The 11874-nt window shown below is 72.2% G+C and carries 11 protein-coding genes and 1 pseudogene; 3 read left to right on the forward strand and 9 right to left on the reverse strand.

Annotation, left to right across the window (positions count from 1 at the left end; all coding sequences use genetic code 11):
• Nucleotides 1-85: 85 nt before the first annotated feature.
• The 9 genes and pseudogenes from rdgB to GA0070612_RS00535 all read right to left on the reverse strand — a co-directional run bounded on the left by rdgB (nt 86) and on the right by GA0070612_RS00535 (nt 7070).
• Complete coding sequence (rdgB, locus tag GA0070612_RS00495) at nt 86-703, reverse strand: RdgB/HAM1 family non-canonical purine NTP pyrophosphatase (protein ID WP_088986109.1); 618 nt, start codon at nt 701-703, stop codon at nt 86-88.
• Complete coding sequence (rph, locus tag GA0070612_RS00500; RefSeq protein WP_088986110.1) at nt 700-1428, reverse strand: ribonuclease PH; 729 nt, start codon at nt 1426-1428, stop codon at nt 700-702. Before rph ends, rdgB begins: the two co-directional genes overlap by 4 nt.
• Nucleotides 1429-1556: 128 nt before the next feature.
• Nucleotides 1557-2300 carry an MBL fold metallo-hydrolase gene (locus GA0070612_RS00505; protein WP_088986111.1) on the reverse strand — a complete coding sequence of 248 codons (744 nt, stop codon included), beginning with the start codon at nt 2298-2300 and terminating at the stop codon, nt 1557-1559.
• A gap of 223 nt (nt 2301-2523) precedes the next feature.
• The gene (locus GA0070612_RS00510) at nt 2524-3489 is read right to left on the reverse strand and encodes a PLP-dependent cysteine synthase family protein (RefSeq protein WP_088986112.1); all 966 of its coding nucleotides are present in this window, start codon (nt 3487-3489) and stop codon (nt 2524-2526) included.
• Between the two features lie 188 nt (nt 3490-3677).
• Nucleotides 3678-3977, reverse strand: a pseudogene (locus tag GA0070612_RS00515) (MoaD family protein); the annotation flags it as partial.
• A 65-nt stretch (nt 3978-4042) separates the two neighbouring features.
• Nucleotides 4043-4531 carry a Mov34/MPN/PAD-1 family protein gene (locus GA0070612_RS00520; RefSeq protein ID WP_088991173.1) on the reverse strand — a complete coding sequence of 163 codons (489 nt, stop codon included), beginning with the start codon at nt 4529-4531 and terminating at the stop codon, nt 4043-4045.
• 52 nt (nt 4532-4583) lie between these two features.
• Nucleotides 4584-5078, reverse strand: a complete 495-nt coding sequence (locus GA0070612_RS00525; protein ID WP_197699390.1) for a DUF2017 domain-containing protein — start codon at nt 5076-5078, stop codon at nt 4584-4586.
• A gap of 2 nt (nt 5079-5080) precedes the next feature.
• Entirely contained in the window at nt 5081-5371 is a 291-nt protein-coding gene (gene clpS / locus GA0070612_RS00530; protein ID WP_030487198.1) for an ATP-dependent Clp protease adapter ClpS, read from the reverse strand.
• A gap of 148 nt (nt 5372-5519) precedes the next feature.
• Complete coding sequence (locus tag GA0070612_RS00535; protein ID WP_088986114.1) at nt 5520-7070, reverse strand: P-loop NTPase family protein; 1551 nt, start codon at nt 7068-7070, stop codon at nt 5520-5522.
• A gap of 196 nt (nt 7071-7266) precedes the next feature.
• Here GA0070612_RS00535 and GA0070612_RS00540 point away from each other — a divergent pair, with 196 nt between their 5' ends.
• Genes GA0070612_RS00540 through GA0070612_RS00550 form a run of 3 tightly spaced genes read left to right on the forward strand, consistent with a single transcriptional unit; the run spans nt 7267 to nt 11864 of the window.
• Entirely contained in the window at nt 7267-9945 is a 2679-nt protein-coding gene (locus tag GA0070612_RS00540; protein ID WP_088986115.1) for a LuxR C-terminal-related transcriptional regulator, read from the forward strand.
• A gap of 16 nt (nt 9946-9961) precedes the next feature.
• Nucleotides 9962-11248 carry a nicotinate phosphoribosyltransferase gene (locus GA0070612_RS00545; protein WP_088986116.1) on the forward strand — a complete coding sequence of 429 codons (1287 nt, stop codon included), beginning with the start codon at nt 9962-9964 and terminating at the stop codon, nt 11246-11248.
• Nucleotides 11249-11282: 34 nt separating this feature from the next.
• Nucleotides 11283-11864, forward strand: coding sequence for an isochorismatase family protein (locus tag GA0070612_RS00550; RefSeq protein WP_088986117.1), 582 nt, complete (start codon nt 11283-11285; stop codon nt 11862-11864).
• Nucleotides 11865-11874 lie beyond the last annotated feature (10 nt).

The following is an 11874-nucleotide window of genomic DNA, read 5'->3' on the forward strand; positions in this document are numbered from 1 at the left end:
TGCTCACGGTGCTGGCGACCGAGGACCGCGTCCCGCTCGACGAACTGGGCGGGGACCTGGTGACGAAACGCTGGTGACCGTCGGCTCAGGGCGCCGGCGGCAGCACCTTTGCCACCAGCTTCGCCAGCTCGCGCAGCGCCTTGCCACGGTGGCTGATCGCGTCCTTCTCGGCCGGCGTCAGCTCGGCGTTGGTCCGCTCCTGCCCGTCGCCCAGGAAGATCGGGTCGTAACCGAACCCGCCGTCACCGCGCGGAGCGCGCAGCACCTGCCCGGACTGCCGGCCGTCGACCAGGTGCTCCTTGCCGCCGGGCAGCACCAGCGCCACGGTGCAGACGAACGAGGCGGCCCGCTGCTCGTCCGGCACGTCGGCGATCTGGTTCAGCACCAACTGGAGGTTGGCCTGGTCGTCGCCGTGCTGACCGGACCAGCGGGCGCTGAACACCCCCGGCATCCCGTTGAGCGCGTCCACAGCGAGCCCGGAGTCGTCGGCGATGGTCGGCAGACCCGTCTGCCGGCATCCCTCGCGCGCCTTGATCAGGGCGTTCTCACCGAAGGTCAGGCCGGTCTCCGGCAGCTCCGCGTACTGCTCGACGTCGTCCAGGCCGAGCAGGGCGATCCGGTGCGCGCCGAGCGCGCCGTCCAGGATCCGCTGAAGCTCCACCAGCTTCTTCCGGTTGCGGGTGGCGAGCAGGACCTTGTTCATGAGAGAAGTGCCTTCCGCTGGGCTTCGGCCAATTCGGTGCAACCCGCGACGGCCAGGTCGAGCAGACTGTCGAGCTGGTCCCGGGCGAACACGCCCGCCTCACCGGTGCCCTGCACCTCGACGAAGTCGCCCGCGCCGGTGCACACCACGTTCATGTCGACCTCGGCGGCCACGTCCTCCTCGTAGCAGAGGTCCAGACGGGCCTCGCCGGCGATGATCCCGACGCTGACCGCGGCCACCGACCGGTGCATCACCTTCTCCGGCTTGCCGGCCAACGCCTTGCGGGCGGCGAGCCAGCCCACGGCGTCGTGCAGGGCGACGTACGCGCCGGTGATCGCGGCGGTGCGGGTGCCACCGTCGGCCTGCAGCACGTCGCAGTCGAGCACGATCGAGTTCTCGCCGAGCGCCTTGAGGTCGATGCTGGCCCGCAGGCTACGGCCGATCAGCCGGGAGATCTCGTGGGTGCGTCCACCGACACGACCCTTGACGCTCTCGCGGTCGGAACGGGTGTTGGTGGCCCGGGGCAGCATCGCGTACTCGGCGGTCACCCAGCCGAGCCCGGAGCCTTTGCGCCAGCGGGGCACCCCCTCGGTGACGCTCGCCGTGCAGAGCACCCGGGTGCCACCGAATTCGACGAGCACCGAGCCCTCCGGATGGGTGCTCCAGCCTCGGGTCAGAGTCACCGGTCGGAGTTGAGAGGGCCCTCGCCCGTCAGGTCGCGCCATGCCTGCACCCTATGCGGTGCGGGGATCCACCTTCCTCGGGGTGCCCACGGGCGCGTCCGCGTCGTGCCCGCGGCGCACCGGTGAGCCCGCGCCACGGCCCGGCACACCCCGACCCGGACGGGGTGTGGTCAGACGTCGTAACTGGCGCCGGGACGGACCACGTCGATCGGTCCGGTGTACGCGGAGGCCGCCGACTCCAAGGTGTGGGCCTCGCTGCCCCAGGCCGCGACCAGGTGGGTGAGCAGCAACCGACCCACCACGGCCTTGGTCGCCGTCTCGCCGGCCTCCCGGCCGGTCAGGTGCAGGTCCGGTGGGTTGTCCACCCCGTCGAGGTAGCTGGCCTCGCAGAGGAAGACGTCGGCGTTCTGGGCCAGCCGCAGCAGCGCGTCGCAGGGCGCGGTGTCCGACGAGTAACACAACGAGCGGCCGTCGTGCTCCAGCCGCACCCCGTACGTCTCGACCGGGTGGTTGACCCGGTCGACGGTGACGGTGAACGGGCCGATCGGGAAGGTGCCGGGCTGGAGTGCGTAGAACTGGTACACGTCCTCGACGGTGCCGTCGTCGCCGTAGGCGGCGCTGAGCCGGTCCGGCGCACCGGACGGCGCGTACACGGGCAGCGCCGGGTAGGGGCCCTCCGGGGCGTACCGGCGGACCACCACGTAGGTCACGGCGTCGAGGATGTGGTCGCAGTGCAGGTGGGTCAGCAGGATCGCGTCCGGGGCGTGCAGGCCCGCGTACCGCTGGAGGCTGGACAGCGACCCGGAACCGAAGTCCACCAGGAGCCGGAAACCGTCGGCCTCGACGAGGTATGCCGAACAGGGCGCCTCGGGGCCGGGGAAGCTGCCGGCGCAGCCAAGGACCGTCAGTCGCATCGAGTGGTCTCGCTGTCACTGTCAGTAGCATCCATGTCGGCCGTCGCTCCAGCCATGATCTCTACCGACGCGTGCGTCACGCTGCGCAGCCTACGCCCGGGTACCCGGCAGCAAGAATGATCCAACGGAACTTGTCACGAACGTGACACCCGCTCACGGAGCGGCGGGCAGCACACGGGCCGCCGACACACGTCGACGGCCCGTAACGACCAACCCCAACCGGTCAGGCCCAGAGCTGCCCCTCCAGGGCGTCCTCGGCGTCGGCGAGCGTGCCGCCGTACGCACCGGTGGACAGGTACTTCCATCCACCGTCGCAGACCACGAAGGCCACGTCGGCACGCCGGCCGTCGCGGACCGCCTCGTGCGCCACCGCGAGCGCGGCGTGCAGGATGGCGCCCGTGGAGAAGCCGGCGAAGATGCCCTCCACCTCCACGAGCTGCCGGGTACGCAGCACCGCGTCCCGGGTGCCGACCGAGAACCGCCGGGAGAGCACCGAGGCGTCGTACAGCTCCGGCACGTACCCCTCGTCGATGTTGCGCAGCCCGTAGACCAGCTCGCCGTACCGAGGCTCGGCGGCCACGACCTGGATGCCGTCGACCTTCTCCCGCAGGTAACGACCGGTGCCCATCAACGTGCCGGTGGTGCCCAGCCCGGCCACGAAGTGCGTGATGCCGGGCAGGTCGTGCAGCAGCTCCGGCCCGGTCGTCTCGTAGTGCGCCCGAGCGTTCGCCTCGTTGCCGTACTGGTAGAGCATCACCCAGTCGGGGTGCTCCGCCGCGATCTGCTTGGCCGTGGCGACCGCCTGGTTGGAACCGCCCGCCGCCGGCGAGAAGATGATCTCGGCCCCGTACATCCGGAGCAGCTGGACCCGCTCGGTGGAGACGTTCTCCGGCATCACGCAGACCAACCGGTAGCCGCGCAGCTTGGCCACCATCGCCAACGAGATGCCGGTGTTGCCACTCGTCGGTTCGAGGATGGTGTCACCCGCCCGCAGCCGGCCGGCCTCCTCCGCCGCCCGCACCATGAACAGCGCCGCGCGATCCTTGATGCTGCCGGTGGGGTTCCGGTCCTCCAGCTTGGCCCAGAGCCGCACCGGCGGTGCCCCGTCGGGCACCGTCGGGGAGAGCCGGGGCAGACCGACCAGCGGCGTGCCCCCGCACGCGTCGAGCAGACTGTCGTACCGCGCCATGGCGGCCGACCTCAGCGAACCGCGACGGCGTCGCGCACCGCCGCGGCGGCGGCACCGTGCGAGCTGATCGCCGCGGCGGCGGCACCGTGCGAGCTGATCGCCGCGGCGGCGGCACCGTGCGAGCTGATCGCCGCGGCGGCGGCACCGTGCGAGCTGATCGCCGCGGCGGCGGCACCGTGCGAGCTGATCGCCGCGGCGGCGGCGAAGCCGAACGCGCCGCCGGCGACGGCCGGCAGGATGGTGACGCTGTCGCCGTCGGAGAGCTTGGCGTCCAGTGCGCCGAGGAAGCGGACGTCCTCGTCGTTGACGTAGACGTTGACGAAGCGGTGCAACGCGCCCGTCTCGGTGATCAGCCGGCCGCGCAGGCCGCCGTGCCGGGAGTCCAGGTCGTTGAGCAGGTCGGCGAGGGTGTCGCCGGTGCCTTCGACGACCTTGGCGCCGCCGGTGTAGCTACGCAGGATGGTGGGGATGCGAACCTCAATGGCCATGATGTCGAGCTCCTCGATCGGGTGTGCCTACGGTGACGGGACGAGACGGGTCGGACGCTGACGGATCAGCGGCCGGAACACTCGTAGTCGACCGTCGCCGGGCTCTGCCCGAACATGTAGGACTGGACGGCGTGGGGGTCGACGCCGGCCTCCACGACCTGAACCGGCTCCTCGGTGACCACGCCGTCGACGATCCGGAACGACCGGATCTCCTCCGAGTCGGGCTCACGGGTCGAGACGAGCAGGTAGTGCGCGCCGGGCTCGCCCGCGAAGGAGACATCCGTCCGCGACGGGTACGCCTCGGTGGCGGTGTGCGAGTGGTAGATGACGACGGGCTCCTCGTCCCGGTCGTCCATCTCCCGCCACACCCGCAGGTGCTCCATCGAGTCGAACTCGTAGAAGGTCATCGACCGCGCGGCGTTGTCCATCGGGATGTGCCGGGTCGGGGTGTCGCTGCCGACGGGCCCGGCGACCACGCCGCACGCCTCGTCGGGGTGATCCCGGCGCGCGTGGGCGACGATCGCGTCGATGATCGACCGGTCGATGCTCAGCACGAGCACCAGCCTAACGCCTGACGACCACGGGCCGAAGTGGTGCCGGTCACGCCTAGTCGATCAAGGCGTTGAGCAGCGACTCCTGCAAATATCCGAGGTACGCGTAGACCGAAAGCTGGAACACCCGGCTGGATGCCGGGTCCTCGGCGACCGCGTCGTCCAACTCCTCGCCCAGATCCGTGCCGTCCTTGATCTCCAGCCGGACACCCATCGCGAGCCGGGCGTCGTTGAGCGCCCGCAGCCACGCCTCGGCCGCCTCGGCGTCCAGCCGGACCTCGCCGCCCGCCTCGTCGGGAAGCGCGGCCAGGATCGCCCCCGCCTGATCGATCTTCGCGGTCTTCAGGTCGCCCTCGGTGTAGCGGCGAAACTCGGCGGTGCCCGAAGCGTCCTGCGGATAGACCGCCGGGAAGAGCCGACCGACGACCGGGTCGGTGTGGTCGAAGCCATCGGTGAGGAGGCCGACCACCTCGGAGGCGACCTTGCGCAACACCCGCGCCTCGTCCACGGCGAAGGTGGCGACGTAACAGCCGGCCTGACGACGGAACATGCTCACGACTTGTCCACCGTCGCCCACAGGCCGTACGCGTGCAACTGTGACGCGTCGTGCTCCATCCGCTCCCGGGCACCGGTGGAGACCACAGCCCGGCCCTTGTGGTGCACGTCAAGCATCAGCTGCTCGGCCCTCTCCCGGCTGTAGCCGAAAAGCTTCTGGAAGACCCAGGTCACGTACGTCATCAGATTGACCGGGTCGTCCCACACGATCGTCACCCACTGCCGGTCGGACGCCGGCACCTCGTCAGTGGCCGGCGTCTCGACCGGTGCAACCTGCGGAGCCGCCATGCCCCCCATCGTGCCACCGGTTTCCCGGAACCGAGGAACCGGAACGCCGGACCGTCGTGGATCGCCCACCCCGGGCACCCGTGAGGCATCCCGCCCGCCGTCTGACGCGCGGTGCGGCACGAACCCGGGCCGAGGTGCCACCGCGCGGTCAGGCGAGCAGGGTGCCGTGGTCGACCGCATCGGAGAGCACCGCGCCCAGCGAGAGGCGGATCACCTCGAACCGCCGGGAGATCTCCCGGGACAACCCCAGCTCGACCTCCCGCACCGCCCGCTGGGACCAGGCCCGCGCCGCGCTGTGGTCGTCTTTGCCGGGCCTACGCCACTGCTGCCAGCACCCGCCGGAGAGCGCCACCGCGACGGGCGGGAGCACCTCGGCGCGGGCCGCCGCCGGATAGCTGGCGAGGGCGTCGATCGCCTCCGACCCGGTCAACGTCGTGACCCCGGCTGTGCTGGTGATCAGCAGCACCTTGTCCAACTCGTGACCGGGCTGGTCGTCGACCAGGCCGTACTGCACGGCAGTGGCGATCCGCCGCCGTACGCCCTCGGCGGGAGGCGCGGCGAGCACCCGGCCCACGACGTCGGCCGTGATGCCGCGCACCGCCTGGTCGCACTGCGCCGTGGCCAACAACGACAACGCCGCCATCTCCCGGTCCAGGAGATCCGGTAGGCCCGCGCAGCCGACCCCGAAGACGATCTCCTGGACCGCCCGCAGGTGGATGTTCGCCAGCTCCAGGGCGAGGTGCTGGCGGATCCGCTGGGCGCACGAACGGGTGTGGCGGTCGAGTCGTTCGGACCAGTCGCCCGGGTCGGCGGCCACCGGGATGCGGCCCTGCCCGCCCGGCAGCACGGGCGGGTCGACGCTGGCCCGTTGCAGGCCCTCTCGGGACGACCAACCCACCAGCGCGCGCCGCAGATCGGCGGCGGAGTCGGCGTCACCGACCGGGAACCACCGTGCGCCGGCCAGCGCGGGCACCGCGGCCAGCAGCGCCGCGCGATGTGCCGCCACGGTGACCGAGGCCGAGTCGACCTCCGTCGCCGCGCCCTCGGCCGGCGGGACGGACGCCCCCGCGCCCTCCGTAGTCGCCGTGCCGTCCGCCGGTGGGGCCCAACCCGCCGCGCCAGGGGTCACCGCGAAGACGACCTCCACCGAGGTGGGGGCGACCTCGGTGAGCAGGTTCAGCTCCGCGGCGGTGAACGCCTGGTCGGCGGCGATCACGAAGAGCAGCGCGCCGGCCCGGCCCACCGCGTCGACCAACACCCGGGTGCCGGCCACGCCGAGCGTGGCGGTGTCCGGACTGTCGATCAGGGTGAAGTGGCGCAGCAGCGGCTCGGGCACGCTCAACTCGACACGCCGGGGAGGACGGGCCAACGCGGGCCCGGCGGCGTTGCGGTCGGCGCCGTAGGAGTGCGGCTGGCGGTAGCCGGGCACGAACGCGGCCCGAGTGGGCACCTTGGCGTTGCGCACCACCAGCCAACTGCCGGACGGCACGGTGAGCATGACCGGGTCGAGCCCGAGCAGGGTGGCGAGCACGGCACGCCGGTCGGCGCCGGCCGGGCCGACGGCGACCACGCCGAGCGGCTCGTCAGGGGCAGGGCCGGTCACACCGACCCGAGTGGGCAGCGGGCCGCAGGTGGGCAGGTCGGCTGGGCCGGCCATGTCGTCCGGCGAGTCGACCGAGGGGAGAGGGCCCTGCTTCATCAGGTGACCTCCCGTGGCAGGTGACCGGTTGCCCGGTCGCGTGGAAGATCCGGTGCACCACCCGGATGCCCGAACAGTACGTGCGGGCCGGCGACCGGGCGGAACACATCGGATACTCATCGGTAATTGTGCGACTACTCAACTTCGTTCGGTGACGGTGCGGGCGCGGACGGATTCCGGTCGATATGCTGCGCAGATGAGTCGGTGGGAGTTCGTCGGCCGGACAGATGAGCTGAACCGCCTGCTGGCGGCGGTGACCGGTGAGGCCGGCCGAGGGCTCTTCTTCAGCGGCAGCGCGGGCATCGGCAAGAGCCGACTGCTACGCGAGGGCGTCAACGCGTTGCCCACCGACCGGTTCGCGATCTGGTCCATCGCGGCCAGCGCCACCACCGCCGCGTTGCCGTTCGGCGGTCTGGTGCAGGTCCTCCCCGCCGAGCAGCCCCAGGGCCTCTCCCCCGCCGGCATCCTGCGCTGGGCGCTCAACGTGCTGCAACAGCAGGCGGCCGGCCGACGCATCGTGCTCGCCATCGACGACGCCCACCTGCTCGACCCGCCCTCGGCGGCGCTGGTGCACCTGGTGGCCCGCGCGGAGAACGCCACAGTGCTCGGCACCCTGCGCGACGGCGAGCAGATCCCGCTGCCGATCCGCGCACTCTGGACCGACGACCTGGTCGAGCACGTCGAACTGAGCCCGATGCCGCAGGAGGAGACGGCGGGCCTGCTGGCGGCGATCCTCGGTGGCCCGGTGGACCCCGGCTCCGCCGACCGGCTCGGGGAGCTGTCGGCCGGCAACCCGCTGCTGCTCCGCGAGCTGGTGCACGCCGCGAGCGGCAGCGCGGAGTTGAAGCGCACCTACGGGATCTGGAAGTGGACCGGGCGACTGGAGTTGGCACCCAACCTCACCGACCTGATCGACACCCGGGTCGGCAAGCTCACCGACGGCGTCCGTGCGGTCGTCGAGCTGGTGGCCTTCGGCGAGCCACTCGGTCTGCACCTGCTCAAACAGGCCGCCGACCAGGCGGACGTGGAGACCGCCGAGGAACGCGGCCTGATCACCGTGCTCCAGCACGACCGGCGGACCGACGTCCGGCTGGCCCACCCGCTCTACGGCGAGGTGATGCGCCGCCGCTGCCCGGTCAGCCGCACCCGCCGTCTCCAGGCGAACCTCGCGGAACTACTCGAACAGGTGGGCAAGCGCCGCCGCGACGACCTGCTGCGCGTGGCGGTCTGGCGACTCGACTCGGGCACCGCACAGGACCCTTCGCTCCTGGTCGATGCCGCGATCCAGGCGTTCACCCGCTACGACGTGCCGTTGGCCACCCGCCTGGCACGGGCCGCGCTCAACGCCGACGGCGGCTCCGACGCGGCAGAGCTGCTGGCCACCATCCTGATGTTCGCCGACCGGCCCGAGGAGGCGATCGACGTCCTCGACACGGTCACCCCCGAGCCCGGCGACGAGCGGCGGCTCTGCCGCTGGCTGACGGTGCGCGGAATGGTCAGCTACTGGGGGTTGAGTCGAGAGTCCACGGTGGAGGAGATCGCCAGCCGCGTCGAGCAACTCAGCGACTCCGCGGACCGGTCCCGGGTGCACGCCTTCGAGGCGATCATGCGCCTGCACGGCATGGACACGGCAACCGCCGTGCGGCTCAGCCAACGCGTACTGGACCGGCCGGCCGCCGGCGTCGCCGCCCGCGAGCTGGCGCGTTCCACCATCGCGTACGTGCAGGCCGTGGAGGGCCAGCTCAACCGCAGCGGTACGGCCATCGCCCAGGTGCACTCCGCTGCCGCCAGCTGGCGCACCGACATGCCGTACCTCCAGTTGGCCCTGGAGCTGGCCCGGGGCACCAAGCTCATGCTGACCGGCGACCTGGCCGGCATCGACGCGATCGTCGCCGACGAGTTCGCCGACCTCGCCGGCGCCGGTGACTTCCGGCTCGGCACCGGCTACCTCGCCATCCTCCAGGCGTACGCGGCCCGGATGCGCGGGCAGAGCGACGCGGCCATGCGGACGGCCCTGGGCGCCTGCGCGGTGCTGGCCACCAGCCGGGTCTACGCCGGCCTGGCCCAGGCCGAGCGCGCCCAGTCGGCGGCACTGCGCGGTGACACCGCGCAGGCGACGGCGGCGATGGCCGAGGCGGACCGCACCCACGCGCCGGGCATGGCGGTGCTGTACCCGTGGTTGGAGCAGGCCCGGGGCGCGGCCCTCGCCGCGTCAGGCGACCTGCCGGGCGCGGTCAAGCACCTCGGCGACCTGGTGGACCGGCTGCGCGCGGACGGCTTCGCCGGGCACGAGGTGCACGTCCTGCACGACCTGGTGCGGCTGGAGCAGGCGAGCATGCCGGTCGGCCCCACCTGCTCCGACGGTGGCCGCCGGACGGTCGCCCAGCGCCTCGCCGAGCTGTCCGAACGGGTCGACGGGGTGCTTCCGCCACTGCTGGCCCGACACGCCCGCGCCGCGGTGACCGACTCCGCCACCGACCTGCTCGCGGTCGCCGACGACTATGCCGCCCTGGAGTTGACCGTGTACGCGGCCGAGGCCACCTCCCAGGCCGTGCAGCGGTTGCGCCGGCAGCACTCGGCGGCGGCCAACGACGCGCGGGAGCGCCTGGCCGGGTTGCTCGGGCGTTGTGACCTGATCCGGACGCCGGCGCTGCACGCCGGGGCGCCGGTGCTCACCGAGCGGGAATGGCAGGTGGCCCGTCTCGCCGCGCACGGCGCTCCCAGCCGGGCCATCGCCGAACGGCTGTACCTCTCGGCCCGCACCGTGGAGAACCACCTCCAGCGGATCTACGCCAAGCTCGGTGTGACCGGCCGCACCGAACTGTGGGCCGCGTTGCGCTCGATCCCGGGCCACGAGGGCGGCGACGCGGGCTGAACCTTAGGCTGGGGCGGTGAGCAATAACCGCCCCGCGCTGCTGACCGACCACTACGAGCTGACCATGGTCAGCGCGGCACTGAGGGACGGCACCGCCGACCGCCGGTGTGTCTTCGAGGTGTTCAGCCGCCGGCTGCCCAGTGGTCGCCGCTACGGCGTGGTCGCCGGCACCGCCCGGCTGGTTGAGCTGATCCGCGACTTCCGGTTCGACCCCACCGAGGTCGACTTCCTGCGCCGGACCGGCGTGGTCGACGAGGCGGCCGCCGCGTGGCTCACCGACTACCGCTTCACCGGCGACATCGACGGGTACGCCGAGGGTGAGCTGTTCTTCCCCGGCTCACCGATCCTCACCGTCTCCGGGGGCTTCGCCGAGTGCGTGGTGCTCGAGACGCTGGTGCTCTCCGTGCTCAACCACGACAGCGCGGTGGCCGCGGCGGCGGCACGGATGGTGACCGCGGCGCGGGGCCGGGCGCTCATCGAGATGGGCTCGCGTCGGGCGCACGAGGAGGCCGCGGTCGCCGCGGCCCGGGCCGCGTACCTGGCCGGGTTCCGGTTCACGTCCAACCTCGCCGCCGGCGCCCGCTACGGCATCCCGACGGCGGGCACGGCGGCACACGCGTTCACCCTGCTGCACGACGACGAGCGGGCGGCGTTCGCCTCGCAGGTCGCCACGCTGGGCAAGGACACCACGCTGCTGGTCGACACGTACGACATCAGCCAGGGCATCCGCAACGCGATCGCGGTGGCCGGGCCGGAGCTGCGAGCCGTACGGATCGACTCGGGTGATCTGGCGGTGATCGCCCAGCAGTCCCGCGAGCTGCTCGACTCGCTGGGTGCCACCGAAACGAAGATCATCGTGTCCGGCGACCTCGACGAGTACGCGATTGCCGCGCTGGCCGCCGAACCGGTGGACATGTACGGCGCCGGGACGGCGGTCGTCACCGGCTCCGGAGCGCCGACCGCCGGGCTGGTCTACAAGCTCGTCGAGGTCGAGGGGCGGCCGGTGGTGAAACGCTCCGAGCACAAGGCGACGATCGGCGGTCGAAAGGTCGCGGTCCGCCGGCACAAGCCGACCGGCACCGCCACCGAGGAGATCATCGTCCCGCAGGGTGTGCCGGACCGGAAGCCCAACGACCGCATGCTCCAGCACGCGTACGTGGTCGGCGGCGAGCCGGTGTCGCTGCCCACCCTCGACCAGTCCCGGGAGCACCTGCGGGAGTGCCTGATCTCCATCCCCTGGGAGGGGTTGAAGCTGTCGGCCGGTGACCCGGCCGTGCCGGTCACCGTCGTACCCGCTGACTAAGCCCTCCTGCCGACCCGATCCGGAAAGGAACCCGATGGCCAACGCGCTGATCATCGTGGACGTGCAGAACGACTTCTGCGAGGGCGGCTCGTTGGCCGTCGCGGGCGGCGCGGGGGTGGCCGCGGGCATCTCCCGGCTGCTCGCCAACGAGCCGGACCGGTGGACACACGTCGTCGCCACCAAGGACTACCACGTCGACCCGGGCGCTCACTTCGGCGATCCGCCGGACTTCGTGGAGTCCTGGCCCCGGCACTGCGTGGTCGGCACCAGCGGCTCGGAGTTCCACAGCGAGCTGGACACCGCCCGGGTCGAGGCGATCTTCCACAAGGGCGAGCACGCGGCCGCGTACTCCGGGTTCGAGGGGCACGCCGACGACGGCGAGTGCCTGGCCGACTGGCTGCGCCGGCACGACGTGGACCGGGTCGACGTGGTCGGCATCGCCACCGACCACTGCGTGCGGGCGACGGCGCTGGACGCCGCCCGGGAGGGGTTCGCCACGACCGTGCTGCTGGAGCTGACCGCGGCCGTCGCCCCGGCGACCACCGACGTGGCACTGCGCGCGATGGAGGGCGCCGGGGTGACGCTGCACGGGGATCCTGTGATCACTGCCGCATGAGGGCGTAAAT

The organism is Micromonospora chokoriensis (genome assembly GCF_900091505.1).
In the GTDB taxonomy this organism is placed as follows: Bacteria; Actinomycetota; Actinomycetes; order Mycobacteriales; family Micromonosporaceae; genus Micromonospora; species Micromonospora chokoriensis.

Coding starts and splice junctions, on each gene's coding strand:
- rdgB (WP_088986109.1), bottom strand. CDS start 703: ATGAACAAGGTCCTGCTCGCCACCCGCAACCGGAAGAAGCTGGTGGAG.
- GA0070612_RS00525 (WP_197699390.1), bottom strand. CDS start 5,078: ATGTTCCGTCGTCAGGCCGGCTGTTACGTCGCCACCTTCGCCGTGGAC.
- GA0070612_RS00510 (WP_088986112.1), bottom strand. CDS start 3,489: ATGGCGCGGTACGACAGTCTGCTCGACGCGTGCGGGGGCACGCCGCTG.
- GA0070612_RS00540 (WP_088986115.1), top strand. CDS start 7,267: ATGAGTCGGTGGGAGTTCGTCGGCCGGACAGATGAGCTGAACCGCCTG.
- GA0070612_RS00535 (WP_088986114.1), bottom strand. CDS start 7,070: ATGAAGCAGGGCCCTCTCCCCTCGGTCGACTCGCCGGACGACATGGCC.
- GA0070612_RS00550 (WP_088986117.1), top strand. CDS start 11,283: ATGGCCAACGCGCTGATCATCGTGGACGTGCAGAACGACTTCTGCGAG.
- GA0070612_RS00505 (WP_088986111.1), bottom strand. CDS start 2,300: ATGCGACTGACGGTCCTTGGCTGCGCCGGCAGCTTCCCCGGCCCCGAG.
- clpS (WP_030487198.1), bottom strand. CDS start 5,371: ATGGCGGCTCCGCAGGTTGCACCGGTCGAGACGCCGGCCACTGACGAG.
- rph (WP_088986110.1), bottom strand. CDS start 1,428: ATGGCGCGACCTGACGGGCGAGGGCCCTCTCAACTCCGACCGGTGACT.